The 21,219-nt window shown below is 68.1% G+C and carries 29 protein-coding genes and 1 tRNA gene; 10 read left to right on the top strand and 20 right to left on the bottom strand.

The window, feature by feature from the left end:
* The first annotated feature begins 156 nt into the window (after nt 1-156).
* Both H531_RS0108735 and tsaE read left to right on the top strand, forming a co-directional pair.
* Nucleotides 157-243: transfer RNA gene (locus H531_RS0108735), tRNA-Leu, on the top strand.
* A gap of 27 nt (nt 244-270) precedes the next feature.
* Nucleotides 271-708, top strand: a complete 438-nt coding sequence (tsaE, locus tag H531_RS0108730; protein WP_028490754.1) for a tRNA (adenosine(37)-N6)-threonylcarbamoyltransferase complex ATPase subunit type 1 TsaE — start codon at nt 271-273, stop codon at nt 706-708.
* On the opposite strand, the gene H531_RS0108725 is transcribed toward tsaE, so the two are convergent.
* The 3 genes from H531_RS0108725 to H531_RS0108715 are packed head-to-tail and all read right to left on the bottom strand — an operon-like array spanning nt 670 to nt 2,437.
* Nucleotides 670-1,155 carry a TlpA family protein disulfide reductase gene (locus H531_RS0108725; protein WP_022798973.1) on the bottom strand — a complete coding sequence of 162 codons (486 nt, stop codon included), beginning with the start codon at nt 1,153-1,155 and terminating at the stop codon, nt 670-672. The genes tsaE and H531_RS0108725 overlap by 39 nt on opposite strands.
* 43 nt (nt 1,156-1,198) lie before the next feature.
* Nucleotides 1,199-1,711 carry a metal-binding protein gene (locus H531_RS0108720; RefSeq protein ID WP_022798972.1) on the bottom strand — a complete coding sequence of 171 codons (513 nt, stop codon included), beginning with the start codon at nt 1,709-1,711 and terminating at the stop codon, nt 1,199-1,201.
* Nucleotides 1,712-1,723: 12 nt separating this feature from the next.
* On the bottom strand, nt 1,724-2,437 hold the full coding sequence (locus H531_RS0108715; protein ID WP_022798971.1) for a type 1 glutamine amidotransferase family protein: 714 nt from the start codon (nt 2,435-2,437) through the stop codon (nt 1,724-1,726).
* 80 nt (nt 2,438-2,517) lie between these two features.
* Between H531_RS0108715 and H531_RS0108710 the strand changes: the two genes are divergently transcribed.
* Together H531_RS0108710 and H531_RS0108705 are read left to right on the top strand one after the other, a co-directional pair.
* Entirely contained in the window at nt 2,518-3,078 is a 561-nt protein-coding gene (locus H531_RS0108710) for a TetR/AcrR family transcriptional regulator (RefSeq protein WP_028490753.1), read from the top strand.
* On the top strand, nt 3,075-3,569 hold the full coding sequence (locus tag H531_RS0108705) for a CarD family transcriptional regulator (protein ID WP_022798969.1): 495 nt from the start codon (nt 3,075-3,077) through the stop codon (nt 3,567-3,569). Before H531_RS0108710 ends, H531_RS0108705 begins: the two co-directional genes overlap by 4 nt.
* A 106-nt stretch (nt 3,570-3,675) precedes the next feature.
* Here the strand turns inward: H531_RS0108705 and H531_RS0108700 are convergent, their stop codons facing one another.
* The 3 genes from H531_RS0108700 to ispD are packed head-to-tail and all read right to left on the bottom strand — an operon-like array spanning nt 3,676 to nt 5,697.
* Entirely contained in the window at nt 3,676-4,245 is a 570-nt protein-coding gene (locus H531_RS0108700; protein ID WP_028490752.1) for a TenA family protein, read from the bottom strand.
* Nucleotides 4,232-5,059: a 4-(cytidine 5'-diphospho)-2-C-methyl-D-erythritol kinase gene (gene ispE, locus H531_RS0108695; RefSeq protein ID WP_022798967.1), complete on the bottom strand. Its 828-nt coding sequence runs from the start codon at nt 5,057-5,059 to the stop codon at nt 4,232-4,234. The genes H531_RS0108700 and ispE overlap by 14 nt, the downstream gene beginning before the upstream one ends.
* Entirely contained in the window at nt 5,032-5,697 is a 666-nt protein-coding gene (gene ispD, locus H531_RS0108690) for a 2-C-methyl-D-erythritol 4-phosphate cytidylyltransferase (RefSeq protein WP_022798966.1), read from the bottom strand. Before ispD ends, ispE begins: the two co-directional genes overlap by 28 nt.
* A 14-nt stretch (nt 5,698-5,711) precedes the next feature.
* Here ispD and H531_RS0108685 point away from each other — a divergent pair, with 14 nt between their 5' ends.
* Nucleotides 5,712-6,488, top strand: a complete 777-nt coding sequence (locus H531_RS0108685) for an undecaprenyl-diphosphate phosphatase (RefSeq protein WP_022798965.1) — start codon at nt 5,712-5,714, stop codon at nt 6,486-6,488.
* On the opposite strand, the gene H531_RS0108680 is transcribed toward H531_RS0108685, so the two are convergent.
* Nucleotides 6,480-7,541, bottom strand: a complete 1,062-nt coding sequence (locus H531_RS0108680) for an aminotransferase class V-fold PLP-dependent enzyme (RefSeq protein ID WP_022798964.1) — start codon at nt 7,539-7,541, stop codon at nt 6,480-6,482. The two genes, H531_RS0108685 and H531_RS0108680, sit on opposite strands and share 9 nt — an antisense overlap.
* A 147-nt stretch (nt 7,542-7,688) precedes the next feature.
* On the opposite strand from H531_RS0108680, the gene H531_RS0108675 reads away from it, so the two are divergent.
* From H531_RS0108675 to H531_RS0108665, 3 genes are all read left to right on the top strand, one after another.
* Nucleotides 7,689-8,735, top strand: a complete 1,047-nt coding sequence (locus tag H531_RS0108675) for a DnaJ C-terminal domain-containing protein (protein WP_022798963.1) — start codon at nt 7,689-7,691, stop codon at nt 8,733-8,735.
* 112 nt (nt 8,736-8,847) lie between these two features.
* Complete coding sequence (locus H531_RS0108670) at nt 8,848-9,069, top strand: cold-shock protein (RefSeq protein WP_022798962.1); 222 nt, start codon at nt 8,848-8,850, stop codon at nt 9,067-9,069.
* Between the two features lie 66 nt (nt 9,070-9,135).
* Nucleotides 9,136-9,639 (top strand): GNAT family N-acetyltransferase, encoded by a 504-nt coding sequence (locus H531_RS0108665; protein ID WP_028490750.1) that lies wholly within the window; start codon nt 9,136-9,138, stop codon nt 9,637-9,639.
* Nucleotides 9,640-9,649: 10 nt separating this feature from the next.
* On the opposite strand, the gene H531_RS0108660 is transcribed toward H531_RS0108665, so the two are convergent.
* The 9 genes from H531_RS0108660 to H531_RS0108620 all read right to left on the bottom strand — a co-directional run bounded on the left by H531_RS0108660 (nt 9,650) and on the right by H531_RS0108620 (nt 17,081).
* Nucleotides 9,650-9,889 (bottom strand): ferredoxin, encoded by a 240-nt coding sequence (locus tag H531_RS0108660; protein ID WP_022798960.1) that lies wholly within the window; start codon nt 9,887-9,889, stop codon nt 9,650-9,652.
* Nucleotides 9,890-9,949: 60 nt separating this feature from the next.
* Nucleotides 9,950-10,489, bottom strand: coding sequence for a hypothetical protein (locus H531_RS0108655; RefSeq protein ID WP_022798959.1), 540 nt, complete (start codon nt 10,487-10,489; stop codon nt 9,950-9,952).
* A 4-nt stretch (nt 10,490-10,493) separates the two neighbouring features.
* Nucleotides 10,494-11,186 carry an NTP transferase domain-containing protein gene (locus tag H531_RS0108650; RefSeq protein ID WP_022798958.1) on the bottom strand — a complete coding sequence of 231 codons (693 nt, stop codon included), beginning with the start codon at nt 11,184-11,186 and terminating at the stop codon, nt 10,494-10,496.
* 64 nt (nt 11,187-11,250) lie between these two features.
* Nucleotides 11,251-12,651, bottom strand: a complete 1,401-nt coding sequence (locus H531_RS0108645; RefSeq protein WP_022798957.1) for a PEGA domain-containing protein — start codon at nt 12,649-12,651, stop codon at nt 11,251-11,253.
* 70 nt (nt 12,652-12,721) lie between these two features.
* Nucleotides 12,722-13,672, bottom strand: a complete 951-nt coding sequence (locus H531_RS0108640) for an acetyl-CoA carboxylase carboxyltransferase subunit alpha (protein ID WP_022798956.1) — start codon at nt 13,670-13,672, stop codon at nt 12,722-12,724.
* The gene (accD, locus tag H531_RS0108635; protein ID WP_022798955.1) at nt 13,656-14,513 is read right to left on the bottom strand and encodes an acetyl-CoA carboxylase, carboxyltransferase subunit beta; all 858 of its coding nucleotides are present in this window, start codon (nt 14,511-14,513) and stop codon (nt 13,656-13,658) included. The genes H531_RS0108640 and accD overlap by 17 nt, the downstream gene beginning before the upstream one ends.
* On the bottom strand, nt 14,514-14,885 hold the full coding sequence (locus H531_RS0108630; RefSeq protein WP_439332791.1) for a bactofilin family protein: 372 nt from the start codon (nt 14,883-14,885) through the stop codon (nt 14,514-14,516).
* 1 nt (nt 14,886) lies between these two features.
* Nucleotides 14,887-15,786 (bottom strand): M23 family metallopeptidase, encoded by a 900-nt coding sequence (locus tag H531_RS0108625; protein ID WP_022798953.1) that lies wholly within the window; start codon nt 15,784-15,786, stop codon nt 14,887-14,889.
* A 23-nt stretch (nt 15,787-15,809) separates the two neighbouring features.
* Nucleotides 15,810-17,081 (bottom strand): thymidine phosphorylase, encoded by a 1,272-nt coding sequence (locus tag H531_RS0108620; RefSeq protein ID WP_022798952.1) that lies wholly within the window; start codon nt 17,079-17,081, stop codon nt 15,810-15,812.
* 22 nt (nt 17,082-17,103) lie between these two features.
* Here H531_RS0108620 and H531_RS0108615 point away from each other — a divergent pair, with 22 nt between their 5' ends.
* Nucleotides 17,104-17,622 (top strand): Uma2 family endonuclease, encoded by a 519-nt coding sequence (locus H531_RS0108615; protein WP_022798951.1) that lies wholly within the window; start codon nt 17,104-17,106, stop codon nt 17,620-17,622.
* On the opposite strand, the gene fba is transcribed toward H531_RS0108615, so the two are convergent.
* Genes fba through panC form a run of 3 tightly spaced genes read right to left on the bottom strand, consistent with a single transcriptional unit; the run spans nt 17,619 to nt 20,516 of the window.
* On the bottom strand, nt 17,619-18,536 hold the full coding sequence (fba, locus tag H531_RS0108610) for a class II fructose-1,6-bisphosphate aldolase (protein WP_022798950.1): 918 nt from the start codon (nt 18,534-18,536) through the stop codon (nt 17,619-17,621). The genes H531_RS0108615 and fba overlap by 4 nt on opposite strands.
* A gap of 46 nt (nt 18,537-18,582) precedes the next feature.
* Nucleotides 18,583-19,689 carry a type IV pilus twitching motility protein PilT gene (locus H531_RS0108605; protein ID WP_022798949.1) on the bottom strand — a complete coding sequence of 369 codons (1,107 nt, stop codon included), beginning with the start codon at nt 19,687-19,689 and terminating at the stop codon, nt 18,583-18,585.
* Nucleotides 19,686-20,516 carry a pantoate--beta-alanine ligase gene (gene panC / locus H531_RS0108600; RefSeq protein ID WP_022798948.1) on the bottom strand — a complete coding sequence of 277 codons (831 nt, stop codon included), beginning with the start codon at nt 20,514-20,516 and terminating at the stop codon, nt 19,686-19,688. Before panC ends, H531_RS0108605 begins: the two co-directional genes overlap by 4 nt.
* A 21-nt stretch (nt 20,517-20,537) precedes the next feature.
* Here panC and H531_RS0108595 point away from each other — a divergent pair, with 21 nt between their 5' ends.
* Nucleotides 20,538-20,819 carry a hypothetical protein gene (locus H531_RS0108595; protein ID WP_022798947.1) on the top strand — a complete coding sequence of 94 codons (282 nt, stop codon included), beginning with the start codon at nt 20,538-20,540 and terminating at the stop codon, nt 20,817-20,819.
* 52 nt (nt 20,820-20,871) lie between these two features.
* Here the strand turns inward: H531_RS0108595 and rsfS are convergent, their stop codons facing one another.
* Nucleotides 20,872-21,213, bottom strand: coding sequence for a ribosome silencing factor (gene rsfS, locus H531_RS0108590; RefSeq protein ID WP_022798946.1), 342 nt, complete (start codon nt 21,211-21,213; stop codon nt 20,872-20,874).
* Nucleotides 21,214-21,219 lie beyond the last annotated feature (6 nt).

Below are 21,219 nucleotides of genomic sequence, written 5' to 3'. Positions count from 1 at the left end.
GGGGCCTGGTTCGCCTGCTCAACTATGAAGTCACCCAAGAACTCTTGAAGCAGGCTAAGGGAGGGCGAGGAAGGAGTTTTGGGTAAAGCCCTGAATCCACGCCTTGACAGGGCAAGGGGATTTGTTAAACTGAAGCTTGCGCGTGAGGCGCGCCCTGCCGGGATGGTGGAACTGGTAGACACGCCATCTTGAGGGGGTGGTGCCCGCAAGGGCGTGCGGGTTCAAGTCCCGCTCCCGGCACCAGAAGGCCCTGTGGGGCCTTTTTCCTTTATGCGGCTCGTGCTCTCGCGAACCCTGAGGACCCTAGGGGACACCGAGGCCCTGGCCCACGAGGTCCTGCCCCTTCTCCCCAGGGGAGCGGTGGTGGCCCTCCAAGGCCCCCTAGGGGCGGGCAAGACCACCTTGGTCCGCTTCCTGGCCCAGGCCTTGGGCTTCCGGGGCCGGGTGACCAGCCCCACCTACACCCTGATCCACACCTACCCCACCCCGGAGGGCCCCCTGGTCCACGCGGACCTCTATCGCCTCCAGGACCCCAAGCTCCTCCTTTCCCAGCTCCTAAGCGCCGGGGAAGAGGCCCGCCTCATCCTGGTGGAGTGGGGAGAACCCGAGGCCCTCGAGGCCGGCTTTCTGCTGCGCCTCGCCCCCGAAGGGGAAGCCCGGCGCGCGGAGCTATGGCAGCTTGACCCCGGCGAGGAGGAGGGCGTCTAACAAGGCCTCCCGCCCAGCCCGGCCGGCGAAGAGGGCCACTACCTTGGCCTCCTGGTCCACCACAAAGGTCCAGGGCTGGCCCAGGACCTTAAAGCGGGCCGCCACCTCGTGGGGCCTGTCCCGGTCCGAGGCCAATAGGGGGATAAAGCGGGGGTAGGCCTTCATATAGGCCAGGACGACCTCCTTCGTGTCCCGAGGCTCGCGGCTCACCACGTAAAAGGGCACCCCGGTCTCCTCGGCCACCTGGTGGAGGCCGGGAAACTCGGCCTTGCACACCGTGCACCAGCTGGCCCAAAAGACGATGACCGCGGGCTTCCTCATGGTCTTGGGCGTGACGAGGTTCCCCTTCGGGTCCAGGAGGGCAAACTCAGGTATGCGCTCTCCGACCCCCAGGGCCAAGCCTAGCCCCGCATAAAGCAAAAGCCCCAGAATCCCAAGCCTGGCCATACCCTTATTTTTGACCCTTCGGGGGCAGCGTATGTAAACCGCCTCACCTTGGCCGCTTGAGGCGCCTCAGGTCGTGATCGGGCCAGATACCGTCCGCCACCAGGTGGAGCCACTGGGAGAGGTAGTAGCCAAGGAGGGCCAAGCCCCAGACCTCCTTGCCCCACCCGGCCTGACCGAGGCTAAAGGATAGGGGAAGCCCTACCCCCAAAAAGCGGGCAAGTTCGCCGACCGCAAAGCCCAACACGGCCAGGAGTGCGGCCAGGTATCCAAGCCGGGTCAGGGGCCCGAGGATCCAGGTGTGGGAAAGCCCACGGTGGCGGAAGAGCCAGCCGTAAGGCCGCCAGAGAAGGCCCAAAAGGCCCCAGCGCCCCTGGGCCCGCACCCCCTTTTCCGCCAGGTCCAGGTCCGGGGAGAGGAGGAAGGTGCCCGCCAGGTAGGCCAAGGCGAAGGCCAGGGCCCCGGGCTCCTCCGGGGAGCCGCCATAGGCCAGAAAGGCGATGCCGCCCATACCCAGCGCCGTGAGGTTGATGGCCTCGTGCACGCGCCCGGAAGGCATGGGCCCAGGGTACTAAAAGGCGGGCAGGGCAAAGCGCTCTCCCGCGGAGAGCACGTCCACCCTGAGCCCCCGGACGCCCCGACCGGTGAACTCCGCCCCGCCGGCGTCCACCAGGGTTACTCCCCCGGCCCAGACCTCTCCCAGGCCCTTGAGGAGGCGCAAAGCGGTGTTCTCCAAAAGCCCCAGGCCCACCAGGTCCGGGTTATCCGCCACCAGCTGGGAAAGGGCGAGGAAGCGTCCCCTCTCCTCCACCCGAGGCAGGAGGGCCAGGCCCCGGAGGAGGGAGAGCCCTAGGGCCGCCCGCACCTCTCCCTCCAGGGAGTAGAAGGCCGCCTCCCCCAAAAGGCCCCCGGCCTCCCCCAGGGCCACCACCCCGCCCCCCTGGCGGTAGACCTCCAGGAGGGCTTGGAGCACCAGGCTACCCCGGATAAGGTCCAGAAACTCCGGCAGCCCCTCTGCGGCAAGGAGCACCAAGGGGCTTTGGGCCACCTCCTGGGCCACCTCCTTGTCAAAGGCCTCCTCCCGCCGCTTGAGGTAGAGGACCCGGCCCCGGCGCAGCCCCAGGTGGCGGTAGGCCAGCCTCCAAGCCTCGGCCAGGTCCCGGAGCGGGTAAGGCACCAGGAAGAGGGCCTCCCCCCGGGCCTCCTCCAGGAGCCTGGCCTCCACGGTCCGCAAGGCCCCCCGCAAAGGATCGGCGGTGATCAGGGCGAAGAAGCCGAGCCGCATAGGACCTCCTATACCCCTAGGGTAACCCCTTCCTCATGAAAGGAAAAGGGCGGTGTGGTAGACTTGGGGTCGTGGCCGCGATGGTTTCCCTTCCGGGGGCCTTGCCAAAGGGCAAACGAGAGGCCATCCTCGAGGCCACCTTGGAAGTTCTACGGGAAAAGGGCCTCTCTGGGCTGAAGATGGAGGACGTGGCCCGCAAGGCCGAGGTAGGAAAGGGGACCATCTACCTCTACTTCCGCGACAAAAAGGACCTTCTCAAGCACCTGGTGGAGGAGCGCACCTGGCGCTTCTACCGCGAGGTGGAGCAGATGGTGCGCCTGGAGGCGCCTTTTTTTGTGCGGCTTGGGCACCTTCTGCAAAAGCGCCTGGACTGGATCGCGGAGTGGAGGGGCCTTTGGGCGGCGGTGGCCCGGGAAGCCATGGCGGACCCTACTCCCTGGCTGAAGGAGCTCCACCAGCACTACCTGGACCTCCTGGAGGAGCTGGTGCAAAGCGGGCAGAAGGAAGGGGCGGTCCGCAAGGAGCTCTCCCCTAAGGCCACCGCTGCGGTGATCGCCGCCTTGGGGTGCAGCCCCCAGCTGGAGGTGGAAGCGTATTTGGAGCACCTGCTCCTGGTGCTCCAGAAAGGAGTCGCACCGTGAAGGAGTTCCGTCCCGGCGACAAGGTGGTCTTGCCCCCTTACGGGGTCGGCGTGGTGGCGGGCATCGCCCAGCGAAGCGTAAGCGGCGTAAGCCGGGCCTACTACCAGGTGGACTTCCCCGGCTCTCGCTCCAAGGCCTATGTGCCCGTGGAGGCACCCCAGAGCGTGGGCATGCGCAAAGCCCTGGCCCCAGAGGAGGTCCCCGTCATCCTGGACCTCTTGAAAAACGGGCGCCTACCCCTGCCCAAGCAGTGGGCCGCCCGGCACCGCAAGACCAGCGAGATCCTGGCGGACGGGAACCCCTACCGCATCGCCCAGATGGCGGGGCAGCTTCGGGCCTGGGAGCTGGAGCGGGGCCTGCCCGACCTGGACCGGCAGGCCCTGAGGCGGGCCATCCACCTCCTGGCGGAGGAGGTATCCCAGACCCTGGAGATCACGGTGCAGGAGGCCAAGCGCCTCTTTGAGGCAACCTGGGGGGAAGAGCTGAACTGAACCTGGGTTGGGGAATCCTACCCTTTGCTTTGGGTTCCTGCCTAGAAACCTCGCGGGAACTTTCTACCGGGGCCCCCATGCGGGCCTAGGCCCGCATGGGGTGATGTCAGAGAAGAAGGCCCCAAGCCTTCTTCTCCATTTCCATGATGCGGTCCAGGTAATGGGCCAGCACCTCCGGGTGAAGCTCTGCCGCAACTCCTTGGGCCATGACCTCCAGGTCGTAGAGCACCGCCTGGAACTCCGGGGCCGACCAGTGCTCGGAAAGCTCCTGCCAGGGGCCATCCCCTTCCACGTGAGCGTTCCAGGCCTCCAGAAAGAGGCGGTTCAGGAAGTAGAGAAAGACCAGGCGGTAGGGGTAGGCCAGGCCCTCCAGCTCCTCCAGCAACCCGATGTACTCCTGCCGCACCGGGTGGACCTCGGCCCCGGGGTCCGCCCCCTGGGCAAGGAGCCAGTCCAGCTCCTCCACCGTGGCCATGAGGGCCTGGACGAGGGGGGCGCGGTGGGCCTGGGGGGCCTCCCGCAAAAGCCCCACCTGGTAGCGGTAGAGGGCTTCCACGAAAGGGAAGTCCTGCTTGAGCCAGAAGGCAAAGCGGTCCCGATCCCAGCGGATAGGCATGGCCTTGATCTCCTCCAAGGCCTCGGGGAAGGAGAGCTTCAGAGCGTCAAGGAGCCCCATGCCGTCCTCCTCCACCTCCCAAGGTCCCGTAGCGGGCGTATCCCATGCGCCTCAAGGCCTCCACCGCGCGCCTTGCGTGCTCCAGGTCCTGGGCGAAGCCGAAGAAAGCGCTGCCCGAGCCCGACATGAGCACCCCGTAAAGCCCCAGGGCCCTCAGCCGGGCCTTAACCTCTCTAAGCTCAGGGTAGAGGCGGAAGGCAGGCCCCTCGAGGCTGTTCCAGTAAGGGGGTTCCTCCCCCCGGACCAGGGCCGCCAGCACCTCAGGAAGGGGCAGCTCAGGGGCAAAGTCGTGGGGCTTCACCTCCCGGTAGACGAGGGGCGTGGGGAGGCGCAGGCCCGGGGCGAAGACCACCACGGGCAGGGGGGGAAGGGCGCAGGGAAAAAGGCGCTCCCCCACGCCCCGGGCCTCGGCCACCCCTCCCTGGAGAAAGAAGGGGACGTCCGCCCCCAGGGAGAGGGCCAAGGCCAAGAGGTCCACCTCCGCCGGGTAGATCTCCTTAAGGGCCAAAAGCACCTGGGCGGCGTCCGAGCTCCCCCCACCCAGGCCCGCCCCCTCGGGGAGCTCCTTCTCCAGGAGGATCCGCACCCCCCCGGGCCAGCCCGCCCTTTCCAGATAGGCCTCCGCCGCCCGGTAGGCCAGGTTCCTCCGCCCGTAGCGCCCGCGGAAGGCGATCCCCTCGGGGAGGGGCTCCACCACCACCCGGTCGCCAAAGGAAAGGGCAGCGAAGAGGGTGTGGAGCTCATGGTAGCCGTCAGGCCGCCTCCCCAGCAGGGAGAGGCCGAGGTTTACCTTCCCTGGGGCCAGGCGCTCCATACCCGTGCCACCGCCTCCGCCAGGAGGAGGTCCTCCCGGTAGGTGACCTTGAAGGCCGTCCTTTCCCCCTCCACCAAGGCCACAGGATAGCCCAGGGCCCGCACCAGCTGGGCGTCATCGGTGGCGGAAAGCCCCCGCTTTCTGGCGTAGGCGTGGGCCTCCCGCAGGAGGGCGGTGAAAAAGCCCTGGGGGGTCTGCACCAGGCGGAACCCCTCCCGGGGCACCACCTCCCCGTAGTGGGCCTCCTCGGGGCGGACCAGGGTGTCGGGAACGGGCAGGACGGGCACCGCCGCCCCCGCAGTGCGGGCGGCCTCCAGAACCCTCTCCACCAGGCCACGGCTCACGAAGGGCCGGGCCACGTCGTGGACCAGGACCAGGGGGAGGCTCGCCGCCTCGAGGAGGCGGGCCACGGACTCCTGCCGCGTCCTCCCTCCCTCCAGAAAGGTGGCCCGCAGGCCCTCCGGGGGCTTAGCCCCGGGAGGGAGGGCCACCAGGACCTCCGCGGCCTCCCGGAAGGGCAGGAGGGCCCATTCCAAAAGGGTCCTGCCGCCCACGCGAAGGAAGGCCTTGGGACCGAGGCCCAGGCGCTCCCCGTTGCCTGCGGCGGGGATCAGGACGGAGGCTTCCACCCTTCCCATGGTAGCATGGCCCCGTGAGCGCTTGGGAAGCCCTTCTCTTGGGAACGCTGGAGGGTCTTACGGAGTTCCTGCCCGTCTCCTCCACCGGCCACCTGACCCTCGCCTTCCACCTCCTGGGCCTGCCCGTGCAGGAGGACGCCTTCCTCAAAACCTTCCTCATCGCCATCCAGCTGGGGGCGATCCTGGCTGTCCTCCTCCTCTACGGGAGGCGGTTTTTGGGGGACCGGGAGCTTTGGGCCCGCATTGGGGTGGCCTTCGTGCCCACGGCGGTCCTGGGCTTTCTCTTCTACCCCCTCATCAAGGGGAAGATCCTGGGCAACGACGCCCTGGTGGTCTTCTTCCTCTTCTCCGTGGGCCTTCTGCTCCTCCTCGCCGACCGCCTGGCGGAAGGCGCCCGCTACCGGGACGTGAAGGAGCTCCCCCTGCTTTCCACCGCCTGGATCGGCGTCTTCCAGGGGTTTGCCGCCCTCTTCCCCGGCACGAGCCGCAGCGGGGCCACCATCCTGGGGGGGCTTCTCCTGGGCCTCAAGCGCAAGGCCGCGGCGGAGTTCAGCTTCCTCCTGGCCCTGCCCACCATGCTGGCGGCGGTGGGCTACGACCTCCTGAAGAGCGCCCGGGCGGTGCCCGAGGGGGGATGGGGGCTTCTCCTCCTCGGCTTCCTCGCCGCCCTCGTCACCGCCCTCTTCACCGTGCGCTGGATGCTCGCCTTTGTGGAGCGGCAGGGTTTCAAGCCCTTCGCCTACTACCGGATGGCCCTGGCCCTCGTCTACGCCTATTTCTTCCTACGCTAGGGCCAAGACTCGGTCCAGGACCCTCAGGAAGACCCGGTAGGCCTCCCTCCGCGCTCCCTCCCCCATGAGGCCGAGCCGGAGGACCTGCCCCCGGGTGGGGCCGATCCCTCCGGCCACCGCGACGCCCTCGGCGTAGAGGGCCCTCACCAGGCGGTCCGCCTCCACCCCCTCGGGGGGGCGCACCACCAAGACGGTGGGGAGGGGGCTCCCCTTCGGGTAAGGGCGGAAGCCCCGGGCGGAGAGCTCCTCCAGGAGCCAGCCGTGGACCTCCCTGGCCCGCCTCTCCCGGGCTTCCATCCCCTCCTCGAGGGCCAGGTCCAGGGCCTCGAGGAGGGCGTAGTGCAGGAGAACAGGGGTGGTGTGGTGGTACCCACCCTGCTCCCAGTGCTCCGCCACCCGGGCAAGGTCCAGGTACCAGCCCCGCCTCCCCGTGAAGGCCGGCCTCGCCTCCGGGCTCAGGGCGATGGGGGCCAGGCCCGGGGGAGCGGAGAGGCACTTCTGGCTGCCGGTGAAGGCGTAGTCCACCCCCATCCTCCTCATGGAAAAGGGCAGCATCCCCAGGGTGGTCACCGCGTCCAGGAAGAAAAGGGCCCCGGCCTCCTTGGCCAAGGCCCCGATGGCCTCCGCAGGGTTCAAGACCCCGGTGGAGGTCTCCCCGTGCACCAAGGCCACCATGCGGTAGCGCCTGCGCTTTAGCTCCTCGGCCACGGCCTCGGGGTCCACGGGCTCCCCCGGGGGGAACTCCAAAACCCGGGGCTCTAGGCCGTGGAGGAGGGCCATCTCCGCGATCCTCTGGGAAAAGGCCCCGTTCACCAGGACCAGGACCGGGCCCCGGTCCAGGTTAGCCAGGCCCGCCTCCATGCCGAGACTCCCCGAACCGGCCAAGGCCGCCACCAGGGCTTTCTCGCCAGGGTCAAAGAGGACCCGTAGCCTTTCCTGGATGGCCCGGTTCAGGGCCAGCACCTCAGGGTCCAGATGCCCCCGCATGGGGCGGAGCAGGGCCTTCTGCACGCGCTCGGGGATGGGGGTGGGTCCAGGGGTGAGGAGCAGCATCCTACGCCTCCTAAAAAGCCCGAGGCCCCCGCGGGCAAACCCGGGGGGCCCTTCCCGAAGGAAGGGACCCCCTAGGGGATAGCTCGCAGGGGCCTCATTGCCCGGCACTTTAGCAGAAATCCCCTTCCCTTGTAAAGTGCTAGATGGATGAAGGACTACTATGCCATCCTGGGGGTAAGCCGGGAGGCCAGCCAGGAGGAGATCAAGAAGGCCTACCGGAGGCTCGCCCTGGAATACCACCCCGACCGCCACCCCGGGGACAAGGCCGCGGAGGAGCGGTTCAAGGAGATCAACGAAGCCTACGCTGTCCTCTCCGATCCCGAGAAGCGGGCCCGGTACGACCGGGGGCTTCTGGGAACGCCCGAGGTCTCCGCCGAGGACCTCTTTGACCTCTTCGCCCAGGTGTTCGGCCTTCGCCGGGAGCCCGTGGCTCCCCGGGGGGAGGACCTCGAGGCCCAGGTGGAGGTGGAGCTTAAGGACCTCCTGGAGGGCAAGGAGGTGGAGGTGGCCTACACCCGGCTGGTGCCCTGCGAGGCCTGCGGAGGCCAGGGGGGGAAGCGGACGGCCTGCCCCACCTGCGGGGGCCGGAGGGTGGTGGAAAGCTACCACCGCAGTTTCTTCGGCACCTTCGTGAGCCGCAACGCCTGCCCCCACTGCAAGGGGCGGGGCTTCCTTCTGGCCGAGACCTGCGCCGCCTGCCGGGGCCGGGGCCGGGTGCCCCGGGAGGAGCGGGTCCGGGTGAGCCTTCCCCCAGGCATGGACGAGGGACAACTGCTCCGGGTTCCCGGGTACGGCAACCTGGGGCCCGGCGGCCCCGGGGACCTCTACGTGCGCCTCCGGGTGAAGCCCCACCCCTACCTGGAGCGCCAGGGGGCGGACTTGGTCTACCGGCTCCAAATAGGCCTAGCCCAAGCCGCCTTGGGCACCCGGGTAGAGGTGCCCGGGCTCTCTGGCCCCATCCCGCTGGACATCCCCCCGGGGACGGGGCACGGGGAGGTGTTTGAGCTTCCCGGGGAGGGCCTCCCCCATCCCGGGGGGGGGCGGGGGGCCTTGCGGGTGGAGGTGGAGCTCTCCGTGCCCAAGAGGCTCTCTAAGCGGGCCAGGGAGCTCCTTAGGGCCTACGCGGCCGAGGTGGGGGAAAACGTGGCCCCCGAGGGGTTCTGGGACCGGCTTAGGGGGTTCTTCCGCAAATAGCCCCCTTGTGGTAGAGTGAGGCATTCCGGGTGGCTTTAGGGTGGCCCCACGGGTCTAAAGCAACCCCTAAAACCCCGGATACGAGCGGGAGCTCGGAAGAAGAAGGAGCGGTATGCAGAAGGGTCGGGTCAAGTGGTTCAATGCGGAGAAGGGCTACGGCTTCATTGAGCGCGAGGGCGACACCGACGTGTTCGTCCACTTCAGCGCCATCAACGCCAAGGGGTTCCGCACCCTGAACGAGGGCGACATCGTTACCTTTGAGGTGGAGCCGGGCAAGAACGGCAAGGGCCCCCAGGCGGTGAACGTCACCGTGGTGGAGCCGGCCCGCAGGTAATAGGCCCACAGGACCGCCCCGGGCTTCCCGGGGCGGTTTGCCTTTACCCCTTCCCCAGGGGGTAGCATGAGGGGGATGCGGACCCTAGGCTTAAGCCTGCGCCCTGTGCGCCTCGAGGACGCTCCTCTGCTGCACGGGATTTTCCTGCGAAGCCCCGGGTACTTCGCCCTCATCGGCATGGAGCCCCCCACCCTCGAGGACGTGGTCCAGGACCTCCGCACCCTGGAGCAAGACGAGCGGCGCCGGGCCTTCCTCCTTTTCCTGGAGCAGGTGGGCCCTTCGGGGGAAGGGGAGATGGGGGAGGCCGTGGGGTACCTGGACTACAAGCTCCACTACCCCGAGGCCCAGGACGTCACCCTAAGCCTCCTCCTCATCCGGGAGGACCACCAGGGCCGGGGGCTCGGCCGGAGGGCCCTGGCGCACCTTGTGGACCACCTGACCGGCATGGAAAGGCTTTACGCGGTGGTCTATGGCCACAACCCCAGGGCCAAGGCCTTCTTCCAGGCCCAGGGATTCCGGCACGTGAAAGACGGCGGGCCCACGCTGAGCTGGTACGTGCGCCCGCTTTAGGCCGGCCCCGCTACTCCAGCCCCGCCAGCTTCCGGTTCTTCTCAATGTAGGACCGCCACTGCTCGGGAACGTCCTCCTCGGGGTAGATGGCGTTCACCGGGCAGGCGGGCACGCAGGCTCCGCAGTCAATGCACTCCTCCGGGTGGATGTAAAACTGGTCCCCTCCGTCGTAGATGCACTCCACGGGGCAGACCTCCACGCAGGACTGGTCCTTCACGCCGATGCACGGCTCACAGATCACGTGCGGCATCCCTCACCTCCCACGCCACAGCTCCCCCTATTTTAGGGGAGGCCGGCCCCTGTCAAGGGGCTAGACCCCAAGGTAGCGGAAGAAGGCCTCCCGGAAGATGGCCCCGAGCACCTCCTCACCCCGGGTGACCAGGACGAGGGGCTGGCGGAGGAAAAGGGGATAGAGCTCGCTCACCGCCACCTCCGCCTCTACGCTGGGTACCTCCTCTAGGGGCAGGATGCGGTCGGAAAGGCCAAGGAGGCCCACCGCCCGCCCTTCCTGCTCTAGGAGGGCCACCCCACGGCCCTCATAGGCCTCCAGGGCCTCCACCCGGGGCAGGGGCTTGGCCAGGCGGCGGGCCGGGGTGGGCCACAAGAGCCCGGCGGTGAGGAGGGTGGGACAGGGGACGCGCACCGCCCTGCCGGCCAGGGCCAGGGCAAAGGAGAAGACCAGGAGAAAGGCCAGCCCCTCCAGGAGCCCGTAGAAGTTGAAGCTCCCCCACCCGAGCCGCCCCCCACCCCCGAGGAGGAGGTGGACCGCGAAGGAGAAGAGAAGGGCCAGCACCAGAGCCGCCAGATAAGCGAAAAGCCCGGCCAGGCGGAGCTCCTTCACCGTGCGCATGGGCTTAGCTTACCAGGTCCTCCTCCCGGTCCACGTCCACCCCCACCTCGGGGTAGGGGGTGATGAGGGCCCGGGCCTCCACCCCCAGGATCCGCTTCGCCCGGGCCTCCACCTCGAGGAGGGAAAGCCTGCCCAGAAGGAGCTTCACGAGGATGTCCAGGCCAACCATCCGGGCCAGGGCCAGGGGGTTTTTCCGGAGGGCCACGGCCCGCCGGGCCAAGGGCAGGGCTTGGAAAAAGAGGGCCTTGTCCAAGAGGAGGAGGTTCCCCCCGGTGAAGGTGCCCTCCCTTAGGCGGGCGTAGGTGCGGCGGTTCCCGGGAAAACGGGCCTCCACCCGCTCCTTGGGCACGATGGGGTAGACCAAGGCCGCCTCCGGGGCCCTTTCCAGCATGAAGCGCACCGCCTCCGGGGTGAGGTGGGGGAGGTCGGCGGTAGCCACCAGCACCCGTCCCTCCACGTAGGCCAAGGCGGCCTCGAGGTTGTCCAGGAGGCTTCCCCGATCGGGAAGGGTGAGCCTGGGCGGAGGGGAAAGCCCCGGGTTTTCCCCCACGTAGACCGCAGAGAGCCCGGCGCCCTTAAGGGCCTCCAGCACCCATTCCGCCATGGGCCGCCCCTGGTAGGGCACCAAGGCCTTGCTCCTCACCCCGTACCTGCCCGCCCAGGCCTCCTGGCCCCCTCCCAAGACGATGGCCTCCACCCCCCCATGCTACCCAAAAAGGCCCCCCCGGCCCAAAGGGCCGGGGCAGGGTCTGAAGCGCCCTTTAGAGCGGGCTCAGGGTAAGGCGGAGGACCTGGTTGCCGCTTAGACGCACCGTCTGCACCAGGGTACGGTAGCCCGGGGCCACCAGGGTGAGCTCGTGCTCGCCCAAGGGGGCCTCGAGGCGGAGGTACCCGCCCCGGGCTATCCCCACCTCCTGGCCGTCCAGGAAGACCCGGGCCTCCACGTTCACGTACAGCTCCAAGGTGACGCGCACGGGAACCAGCTCCACCGCTAGGCGGACGCTCTCGCCGGGGCGCACCTCCACCTGGGCCCGGTACTCCCCGTATCCAGGGGCCACCACCCGCACCTCATGCCGCCCCGCCTCGAGGCTCACCCGCAGGGGGGTGCGGCCCTGCAGGCGGCCGTCCACGTAGACCTCGGCGCCCACAGGCCTCGTCTCCACCACCAGCTCCCCGGTGCGGATGGGGCGGAGGTTCACCGAAAGCCGAGTCTCCTCCCCCTCCCCCACGCGCACCGCAGCCCGGTAGGGCTCGTACCCGGCAAGCCTGAGCTCCACCTGGTAGGTGCCCTCCTTCAGGGACAGGCGCAAGGGGGTGCGGCCCTTGAGCCCCCCGTCCACGTAGACCTCGGCCCCGGGAGGCGAGGAATCCACCACGAGGGTGCCCTCCTGGACCTCGGCCACCAGCTGGGCAAAGATCTGGACCCGGTCCCCGGGCTTGGGGTTCACCGTCACCCGGTACGACCGGTAGCCCGCAAGCCTAAGCTCCACCTCGTGCCGGCCGGGAGTGACGGAAAGGCTGAGGGGGGTGCGCCCCTGCAGGCGGCCGTCCAGGTAGACCTCGGCGCCTGAAGGCCGCGAGTCCACCACCAAGACCGCGGCCGCAACGGGGGGAGGCGCAACCACCCGGCCCACGTAGTAGCGGGCCACGTCCGTCACCCAGTCCCTATCGGGGAGGGGTTCGATCACGATGGAAAGGGCCCGGGCCAGGCCCTCCGCCCCTTGCACCCTTACCCGGTTGGCCTCCACGTCCAGGATCTCGCCCAGAGAAAGGGGACGCCGGCTCGCCACCGCCAGGATCTTGTCCTCCCCCTCGGGGCCGGTGATGGTATAGCGGTACCTGGCCCCCTCGGGAGGGAAGCGCCGGGTCTCGCCCGCCCTGAGGAGGTTGTTGCGCTCGTAGGCGTTGGGGAGGATGGGGTCTATCTTGCCGTCGGCGTTGATGTTGAAGAGGTAGACGTAGGCGTCCTGGTTCACGTTCACGTAGATGTAGATGGGCTCCCCGATGCGGTAGACGGCGTCCCCCCTCTTGGCCGGGTCCTTGTCCACCCAGACCCTCACCTGGAGGTCCGTGGGGACCGGGTTGATGAGGATGCCCTGCGGGGTGATCTTCTGGGCCAGGGCCGCTCCTAGGGCCAGGGCCATCCAGAGTAGCGTGCGCATATCCTTACCACCTCCAAGGCCAATTTAGGGGAAAGATGTGAAAACTCCGAGGGAACTGGGCCAAGGAACCTTAACCCTCGGAAAAGGCCCCCAGGGCCCGGAAACGGCGGTAGCGGTCCTGGTAAAGGGCCTCGGGAGAAAGCCCCTTAAGCTCCTCCAGCGTGCCGAGAAGGGCCTCCTTGATGTGCTCTATGGCCTTCTCCGGGTCCTTGTGCGCCCCGCCTTGGGGCTCGGGCACGATCCGGTCCACCACCTTGAGCCCAAGGAGGTCCTGGGCGGTGAGCCTCAGGGCCTCCGCCGCCTTCGGAGCCTCCTTGGCGTCCCGCCAGAGGATGGCGGCGCACGACTCCGGGCTGATGACCGAGTACCAGGCGTTTTCCATGATGAGGACCCGGTTGGCCACGGCGATGGCCAGGGCCCCCCCGCTTCCTCCCTCCCCCAGGATGAGGGCCACCGTGGGCACCCTAAGGCGGCTCATGCGCTGGAGGCTTTGGGCGATGGCCCAGGCCTGGCCCCGCTCCTCCGCGGACACCCCCGGGTAGGCCCCAGGGGTGTCCACGAAGCTCAGGAAGGGGTAGCCGAAGCGGTCCGCCAGGTCCATGAGGCGCATGGCCTTGCGGTACCCCTCGGGGTGGGGCATGCCGAAGTTGCGCCGCAGGTTCTCCTTGGTGTCCCGGCCCTTCTGGTGGCCCACCACCACCACCTTCTGGCCCTCGAGGTAGGCGAGCCCCCCCACGATGGCGGGATCGTCGGCGAAGGTCCGGTCCCCGTGGAGCTCTATGAAGTCCTGGAAAGCTTTCTCCAGGACGTCCAGGGTGGTGGGCCTACCGGGGGCGCGGGCGAGCTGCACCCGCTGCCAGGGGGTGAGGTTCTCGTAGGTCTCCTTCTTCAAGCGCTCCAGGCGCTCCTCCAGGAGGCGGATCTCCGCCCCCAGGTCCACCCCCGTGGCCTTGGCGGTCTCCCTGAGCTCCTGAATGCGTTTTTCTAGCTCCAGGATGGGCTTCTCAAACTCCAGGGGCATAGGGCACTCCCGGGTGCAGATGGCGGAGGACCTGGGTCAGCTCCCCCTTCAGCTTCCTGCGGTCGGTGACCCGGTCCACCATCCCGTGGGCGAGGAGGAACTCCGAGCGCTGGAAGCCCTCGGGCAGCTCCTGGCGGATGGTCTGGCGGATTACCCGGGGGCCGGCGAAGCCGATCAGGGCCCCGGGCTCGGCAAAGATCACGTCGGCCAGGGCGGCGAAGCTCGCCGTCACTCCCCCTGTGGTGGGGTCGGTGAGGACGGAAACGTAGGGGAGACGCTTGGCCCAGAGCAGGTCCAGGCTCATCACCGTCTTGGCCATCTGCATGAGGGAAAGGGCAGCCTCCTGCATCCTCGCCCCTCCCGAGGCGGCCACGATGACGAGGGCCCGTCCCTCCTCCGCCGCCCGCTCCGCTCCCCGGGCGATTTCTTCCCCCACCACGCTTCCCATGGAACCCCCGGCGAAGGCGTAGTCCATGACGAAAAGGACCGCCGGCACCCCCCCGATGGCGCACCTCCCCCCCAGGATGGCATCGCTTCGCCCCGTTTCTGCCTGGTAAGCCTTAAGGCGCTCGGCGTAGGGCTTGGTGTCCACAAACCCCAAGGGATCCTGGGGCTTCAGCCGGGTGATTTCCTGGAAGGTCCCGGGATCGGCCAACATCTCCACCCGTTCCAAGGCAGGCATGCGGTGGTGGTGGCCGCACCTGGGACAAACGTAGAGGTTTTCCTTGAACTCCTTCTTGTAAAGCTGGGCCCCGCAGGCCTCGCACTTGGTCCAAAGCTCAGGAACGTCGCGGTTCTCCCCGCTTGGGCGCTTCCTTCGGAAAAGCCTATCCAGGGCCATTCACGCCTCCTTGGGGGCCTCGAGGGCCCGACTCTCCCCGGCCAGGGCCTGGCCAACGAAGATCGCCCCCGCCTCCATTTCCAAGACCCTGGCCCGCACCGTCCCGGTAAGCCGGGCGGTCTTTGAGAGGGCTACCCGGCCCGCCGCCAGATCGGCCCTAACCTCCCCATGGATCTGCACGGCCTCGGCTTCCACCCTCTCCCCCTCCACCCGGCCGGTGGGCCCGATCTCCAGCTCCCCCTCCACGAAGACCGAGCCCCGCACGGCCCCGTCAATGCGCACCTGGCCCTTGGCCCTAAGGTCTCCCAGGACCTCGCTCTCAGGACCCAGGTAGGTGAGGGCGCCCTGCCTCCGCCTAAGCATCCGCACCATTTTACCGAGTGGCCCAGGCCGGGCCTAAATAGGGCGTGGGATCCACCGCCACCCCTTGGCGGTAGAGGCCGTAGTGGAGATGGGGACCGGTGGAACGCCCGGTAGAACCCACATACCCCAGAAGCTGACCCCTTTCCACGCGCTCCCCCGGGCCCACCGCCAGGCGGGAGAGGTGACCGTAAAGGGTCGCGTAGCCCTCAGCGTGCTCCACGTAGACCGCTAAGCCGTAAGGCCCCATCCAACCCGCCTGGGCCACAACCCCGGAAGCCGTAGCGTAAACCGGGGCCCCGTAGGGGGCAGCGAGGTCCAGGCCTTCGTGAAACTCCAGGCCGGGGCCAAAGGGATTCCTTCGCATCCCGAAGGGGGAGGCGATCCCGGCGTAGGCCCTGAGAGGAAGGCCGGAGGGGCGGCTGCGTTCCAGCTCCAAAGCCCGTTCTAAGGCAGGGACCAGCTCCCGAAGCTGCTGGCGCAGGTCCAGAACCTCCGTCCGGATGGCCAGCCACCCCTCCATCCCACCCCCTCCCTGCCCTCCGGGAACGTAGCGCACGGGAAGGGCGTTCAGAGGGGCAAGGCCCGCCCGGCGCCGAAGCTCCTCTATGGCCCTTTTGAGCTCCTCCAGCTCCCGTCGGGTGCGCTCGGCCTCCTGGGTTAAGGCCTTGTTTTTTGCCCGCTCCGCCTCCAGCTCCAGGGAAAGCCGTCTGGCCTCCTGGGAGAGAGCCCGCAGACGGGCCTCGAGGACCGCCGCCTCCCGCCCCCGGTGGAAAAGGTAGAGGTGAAAGGCCAAAAACCCGAGCCCGAGGCCCAAAGCCAGGACGAGCAGGCTGGCGGGAAAGGAAAGGGCCCGGCTTCCACCGCCGCTTTTGGCGATGAGGAGGGTATACCGGGCAGGCCGCCTTTTCATCCGGGGGCAGTATACCAAGGGGGTCAGACCAGGTCCAGGACCAGGGGTCGGGGAAGGGCCTCTGGTCCCAGCCCAAAAGCGGACCGGAGGTGGGCGAGGGCTTCCTCGAGGCCTCGGTTCCGATGGTACACCAAGGCCAGGGGCTCTCCTTGCTCCACCCGGTCTCCAGGCTTTTTCAAAAGGTACACCCCTACCCCATGGTCTATGGGTTCCCCTTTCCTGCGCCGCCCACCCCCTAGGGCCAATAGGGCGAGGCCTACGCGGTAGGCGTCCACCTCCTGCACCACCCCCGCCTCCTGAGCCACCAGGGGAAGCTCCTCGGCCAGGGGGAGGAGGGAGAAGTCCTCCACTACCCGCCCATCCCCTCCTTGGGCTTCCAAAAAGGCACGAAACCTTTCCAGGGCCTTCCCGCTTTCCAGGGCCCGCCGCGCCAAAGCAGGGTCAAGCCCCTCCAGCCTAAGGCCTTCCTCCGCCAAGGTAAGGGCCACCTCCACCAGATCCTCAGGCCCCTCCCCCTTGAGCGTCTCTATGGCCTCCCGGACCTCTATGGCATGGCCCACCGCCCGGCCCAAGGGGGCTTCCATGCTGGTGAGGACCGCCCGCACCTTCCGCCCGGCTCCTTGGCCAATCTGCACCATGGTCTCGGCCAAAAGGCGGGCCTCCTCCAGGGTCTTCATGAAGGCTCCCCGGCCCACCTTCACGTCCAACACGATGCTCCTGGCGCCGGCGGCGAGCTTTTTGCTCATGATGGAGCTGGCGATCAAGGGGAGGCTCTCCACGGTAGCGGTCACATCCCGAAGCGCATAGAGCTTGCCGTCTAAGGGGGCGAGGTCAGGGCTTTGGGCAGCGATGACCAGGCCCACCTTCCGGGCCCTTTCCAAAAACTCCTCCTCCGTCATCTCCCCCCGCCATCCCGGCACCGACTCCAGCTTGTCAATGGTCCCCCCGGTGTGGGCCAGGCCCCGACCCGACATCTTGGCGAAGGTGCAGCCGCTGGCCGCCAGGACGGGCCCCACCACCAGGCTTACCTTGTCCCCCACGCCCCCGGAGGAGTGCTTGTCCACGGGGTGGGGGAGGGAGGAGAGGTCCAGGACCTTGCCCGAGCGGGCCATGGCCTCGGTGAGCCAAAGGGTCTCCTCCCGGTCCAAGCCCTGGAGGAAGGCCGCCATGAGCCAGGCGGCCACCTGGTAGTCCGCCACCTCGTCCCGGAGGTAGCCGAGGAGGAAGGCCTCGAGGTCCTCCCGGCGGTGCTTCCCTCCGTCCCGCTTCTCCCGGATGAAGGCCACGGGGTTCATGGGCCCATGCTACGCTAAGGGCGTGGCCACCCGGTACCGGTTCGGGCTAGAGGAGTACGAGGAGCGCTTCCGCGGGGTACGGAATGTGGAGCTTCTAAAGGGGGAGGTCTACCGGATGAGCCCCATCGGCCCCAAGCATGCCTGGAGCGTGGCCCGTCTAACCCGGCTTTTCACGGAGGCCTTGGGGGACCGGGCTGTGGTCTGGCCCCAGAACCCCATCCGCCTCCCCCCCCACTCCGAGCCCCAGCCCGACCTCGCCCTCCTCCGCCCCAGGGATTATGGCGAAACCCTCCCTACCCCCGAGGACATCCTCCTCCTCCTGGAGGTGGCGGAAACCAGCCTGGACCACGACCAAGGGCAAAAGCTTCCCCTCTACGCCGAGGCGGGCATCCCCGAGGTGTGGCTCCTGGACTTACAGAGGAACCGCCTCCACGTCTACCGCACCCCCAAGGCTGGGGTGTACACGGAGCACCGCATCCTCCTCCCCGGGGAGGAAGCCGAGCCCCTGGCCTTCCCTGGGGTGAGGATCCCCTGGAGCTAAGCTTTCCCCGCGGAGCCGAAGAGGGCCATACGGCTTTTCACCACCTCCTTCACCGCCTCCCGGGCGGGGCCCAGGTACTTCCTCGGGTCAAACTCCTTGGGGCTTTTCCCCAGGGTCTCGCGGATGAGGGCGGTGAAGGCGAGGCGCAGGTCGGTGTCGGTGTTGATCTTGGCGATGCCCAAGGAGATGGCCTTCCTGATGTCCTCGGGGTGGATGCCCACGGCCTCCCCAATCTCCCCCCCCGAGGCCCGGAAGCGCTCCACCAGCTCAGGGGGAACGGCGCTCGCCCCATGGAGGACCAAGGGAGCGGGCACCAACGCGGCGATCCTCTCCAAGCGGGGCAGGTCAATGAAGGGCCTACCCTTCCCCTTGTAGGCCCCGTGGCTCGTGCCGATGGCCACCGCCAGGTAGTCGGCCCCGGTGCGCTCCATGAAGATCCGGGCCTCCTCCGGGTTGGTGAGGAGGGCGTCCTTCTCGTCCACGGCCACGTGCTCCTCTATGCCGGCGAGCCGCCCCAGCTCCGCCTCCACCGTGACCCCCACGGCGTGGGCCGCCTCCACCACCCGTTTGGTCTCCCGGACGTTGGTCTCAAAGTCCGCGTGGGACTTGTCAATCATCACGCTGGTGAAGCCCTCCCTCAGGGCCTTGAGGACGCTCTCGTAGTTAGAGCCGTGGTCCAGATGGACGGCCACGGGCACCCGCACCTCCTTGGCCATCTCCAGGACCATGCGGGTGAGGGCCCTTCCCCCATACTTCATCGCCCCCTCGGAGAGGGCCAGGATCACGGGGCTTCGCTCCTCCTCGGCGGCCTCGAGGACCGCCTGGACAAACTCCATGTTGTTCACGTTGAAGGCCCCTACCCCGTACCCCTCAGCCCGCGCCTTTTTGAGGATCTCTAGACCCGTTGCCAACATAGCCGCCTCCGGCCCCGATTATACCCCCTCCTGGAAACGTGGAAACTCAGTGGGCCTGCCCCGTGGCCTTGGTGAGGAGGAGCCGGAACTCGTGGGGGCTCGTGGCCGCGGAGAGGGCGTCCTCCAAGGAGATGAGGCCCTCCGTGTAGAGCTCCACCAGGTGCTGGTCAAAGGTGCGCATGCCGTGGAGGCCTCCCTCCATCATGGCCCCCTTGATCTCCTGGGTTTTGGTCTCGTCCTTGATGAGCTCCCGCACATAGGGGGTGGCGATGAGGACCTCGAGGGCCAAAACCCTCCCTGCGCCGTCCGCCCGGGGGAGGAGGCGCTGGGAGAGGATGCCAAGAAGGGACTCGGCGAGGAGGGTGCGTACCTGCTGGTGTTCGTGAAGGGGGAAGAACTCAATGATGCGGTTGATGGTTCGCCAGGCGTCCAGGGTGTGGAGGGTGGAGAGGACCAGGTGGCCGGTCTGGGCGGCCATGAGGGCGGCCTCCACCGTTTCCCTGTCCCGCATCTCCCCGATGAGGATCACGTCCGGGTCCTGGCGCAGGGCGTACTTGAGGCCGGAGTAGAAGCTGTCCGTGTCCAGCCCCACCTCTCGCTGGACCACCAAGCTCTTTTTGTGCCGGTGCAGGAACTCAATGGGGTCCTCAATGGTGATGATGTTCTTGGCGTAGTGCAGGTTGATGTGGTCAATGAGGGCCGCTAGGGTGGTGCTCTTGCCGCTCCCTGTGGGCCCGGTGACCAGGACGAGGCCCCGCTCCTTGGCCGCCAGGCCCTCGAGGGTCTCCCGGGGGAGGCCCAGGGCCTCAAAGCTCGGGATCACTTCGGAGACCACGCGCATGACCAGGCCGAAGCTCCCCCGCTGCCTCAGGAGGTTGCAGCGGAAGCGGGCCACCCCGGGGAGGGTGTAGGCGAAGTCCATCTCCTTGCGGTACTCCAGTTCCTCCTGCTGCTCCGGGGTGAGGAGGGCGCGGACGATGGCCTCGGTGTCCTTCGGGGTGAGGGGGCGGCTGGCGAAGGGCTTAAGCCGCCCGTCCACCCGGATGGTGGGCGGGGCTCCGGCCTGGAGGTGGATGTCCGAGGCCCGGGCCTGGACCATGGCCCTCAGCATCTCTAAAAGGCTCTGCTTGCCTTCGGCGGAGGCCTCGCTCACGGGTACACCTCCAGGTTATCTATGAGGCGCACTTCGGGAAAACGCCCGGCCACCAAGGCCCTGGCCCCGGGAACCCAGCGGGACAGGGGCAGGAGGGTCTCCGGGTGCACCACGGCCAGGTAATCGGGGCGGAACTCGGGCACCCCGGCCAGCACCCCCTCCCCTGCCTCCAGGGCCTCGGCCACCCCCCGGCCCCCCTGGGCCGCCTCGCGGATGGCGAGGAGGGCCCGGTAGAGGACCGGGGCCTTCCCCCGGGTTTCCGGGGAGAGGTACACGTTGCGGCTGGAAAGGGCCAGGCCGTCCTCCTCCCGCACCGTGGGTACCCCCACCACCTCCAGAGGAAAGCCTAAATCCTGCACCATTTTGCGGACCACGAGGAGCTGCTGGTAGTCCTTCTCCCCAAAGTAGGCCCTCTGCGGCCGGACCAGGAGGAAAAGCCGGGCCACCACCGTGGCCACTCCCTGGAAGTGGCCCGGGCGCACCGCTCCCTCCCAGAGGGCGGTGAGGGGGCCTTCCACCGCCACCTTGGTCGCAAACCCCTTGGGGTACATCTCCTCCACCGCCGGGGCGAAGAGGAGGTCTACCCCGGCCGCCTCGAGGAGGGCCTGGTCCCGTGCAAGGTCCCGGGGGTAGCGGTGGTAGTCCTCTCCGGGGCCAAACTGCAGGGGGTTGACGAAGATGGAGACCACCACAAAGGGATTTTCCCGGCGAGCCCTTTCCACCAGGGCAAGGTGCCCCCGGTGCAGGTAGCCCATGGTGGGCACGAAACCCACCCCCTCCCGGGGTAGGGCCTGGCGGAGCTCGGCCGCAGTGCTCACGGTTCTCACGGAGCCCAGTATACTTGCCCCGTGGGCAAGAGGAAGCGCGAGGAGAAGCTTAAGAAGAAGGCCCTGAAGGAGTGGGAGGCCAAGCGGCCCAAGACCTTTCGGGAGGCCCTCCGGTACTTCCCCGGGGTCTTCCTGCGGACCACCTTGGTGATGATGGGCGCCGTGGCCCTGATCCTCCTGCTCGGCGCCCTGGGGCTCAGGCTGGCCGAGAGCTTCTGGTTCCAGCTCCTTGTGTACCTGGGCTTTTACCTGGCCTTCCAGCGCTTCATCCTGGGGCCCCTGGCCCCGCCCCGGATAAGGTGAACCCCCCGGACGAAGTACCCCGCCGCAGAGGGGGCCCCAAAAGGCCATTCCATTAGATCCGGTCGGCGTCGGCCCAGAAGCCCTCGAGGTCGTAGTAGTCCCGGGCCTCCGGGGTCATGAGGTGGACCACCACCTCCCCATAGTCCAGGACCACCCAGCGGGGGCTCTGCCCCTCGGTGGGCCGGGGGCGGAGGCCCTCCTCCTCCAGCTTCTCCTGCACGTGCCGCTCCAGGGCCTGCAGGTGGGGCGTGCTGGTGGCGCTGGCCAGGACGAAATAGTCCAGGCTCTCCGAAACCTTGCGCAGGTCCAAGGCCACCACGCCTTCCGCCTTCTTTTCCCAGAGGAGATCCTTGATGCGCCCGACCAGATCCAGCGCCTCCTTGGTCTTCACCATCCAAGC

Origin of the sequence: Thermus islandicus DSM 21543 (assembly GCF_000421625.1) — a bacterium.
Lineage (GTDB): Bacteria > Deinococcota > Deinococci > Deinococcales > Thermaceae > Thermus > Thermus islandicus.
Note: the sequence above shows the minus strand (reverse complement) of the source record. Positions and strands in the feature narration are given on the sequence as shown.

Bases quoted from the DNA above. Each gene is read 5' to 3' on its own strand.
- H531_RS0108625 (WP_022798953.1), bottom strand. From the start codon at position 15,786: ATGAAAAGGCGGCCTGCCCGGTATACCCTCCTCATCGCCAAAAGCGGC.
- rsfS (WP_022798946.1), bottom strand. From the start codon at position 21,213: ATGGTGAAGACCAAGGAGGCGCTGGATCTGGTCGGGCGCATCAAGGAT.
- H531_RS0108670 (WP_022798962.1), top strand. From the start codon at position 8,848: ATGCAGAAGGGTCGGGTCAAGTGGTTCAATGCGGAGAAGGGCTACGGC.
- H531_RS0108675 (WP_022798963.1), top strand. From the start codon at position 7,689: ATGAAGGACTACTATGCCATCCTGGGGGTAAGCCGGGAGGCCAGCCAG.
- tsaE (WP_028490754.1), top strand. From the start codon at position 271: ATGCGGCTCGTGCTCTCGCGAACCCTGAGGACCCTAGGGGACACCGAG.
- H531_RS0108715 (WP_022798971.1), bottom strand. From the start codon at position 2,437: ATGCGGCTCGGCTTCTTCGCCCTGATCACCGCCGATCCTTTGCGGGGG.
- H531_RS0108700 (WP_028490752.1), bottom strand. From the start codon at position 4,245: ATGGGGCTCCTTGACGCTCTGAAGCTCTCCTTCCCCGAGGCCTTGGAG.
- H531_RS0108640 (WP_022798956.1), bottom strand. From the start codon at position 13,672: ATGCCCCTGGAGTTTGAGAAGCCCATCCTGGAGCTAGAAAAACGCATT.
- H531_RS0108720 (WP_022798972.1), bottom strand. From the start codon at position 1,711: ATGCCTTCCGGGCGCGTGCACGAGGCCATCAACCTCACGGCGCTGGGT.
- H531_RS0108665 (WP_028490750.1), top strand. From the start codon at position 9,136: ATGAGGGGGATGCGGACCCTAGGCTTAAGCCTGCGCCCTGTGCGCCTC.
- H531_RS0108630 (WP_439332791.1), bottom strand. From the start codon at position 14,885: ATGGTGCGGATGCTTAGGCGGAGGCAGGGCGCCCTCACCTACCTGGGT.
- ispE (WP_022798967.1), bottom strand. From the start codon at position 5,059: ATGGAGCGCCTGGCCCCAGGGAAGGTAAACCTCGGCCTCTCCCTGCTG.
- H531_RS0108710 (WP_028490753.1), top strand. From the start codon at position 2,518: ATGGTTTCCCTTCCGGGGGCCTTGCCAAAGGGCAAACGAGAGGCCATC.
- accD (WP_022798955.1), bottom strand. From the start codon at position 14,513: ATGGCCCTGGATAGGCTTTTCCGAAGGAAGCGCCCAAGCGGGGAGAAC.
- H531_RS0108655 (WP_022798959.1), bottom strand. From the start codon at position 10,489: ATGCGCACGGTGAAGGAGCTCCGCCTGGCCGGGCTTTTCGCTTATCTG.
- H531_RS0108680 (WP_022798964.1), bottom strand. From the start codon at position 7,541: ATGCTGCTCCTCACCCCTGGACCCACCCCCATCCCCGAGCGCGTGCAG.
- ispD (WP_022798966.1), bottom strand. From the start codon at position 5,697: ATGGGAAGGGTGGAAGCCTCCGTCCTGATCCCCGCCGCAGGCAACGGG.
- H531_RS0108725 (WP_022798973.1), bottom strand. From the start codon at position 1,155: ATGGCCAGGCTTGGGATTCTGGGGCTTTTGCTTTATGCGGGGCTAGGC.
- H531_RS0108645 (WP_022798957.1), bottom strand. From the start codon at position 12,651: ATGCGCACGCTACTCTGGATGGCCCTGGCCCTAGGAGCGGCCCTGGCC.
- H531_RS0108660 (WP_022798960.1), bottom strand. From the start codon at position 9,889: ATGCCGCACGTGATCTGTGAGCCGTGCATCGGCGTGAAGGACCAGTCC.
- fba (WP_022798950.1), bottom strand. From the start codon at position 18,536: ATGTTGGCAACGGGTCTAGAGATCCTCAAAAAGGCGCGGGCTGAGGGG.
- H531_RS0108620 (WP_022798952.1), bottom strand. From the start codon at position 17,081: ATGAACCCCGTGGCCTTCATCCGGGAGAAGCGGGACGGAGGGAAGCAC.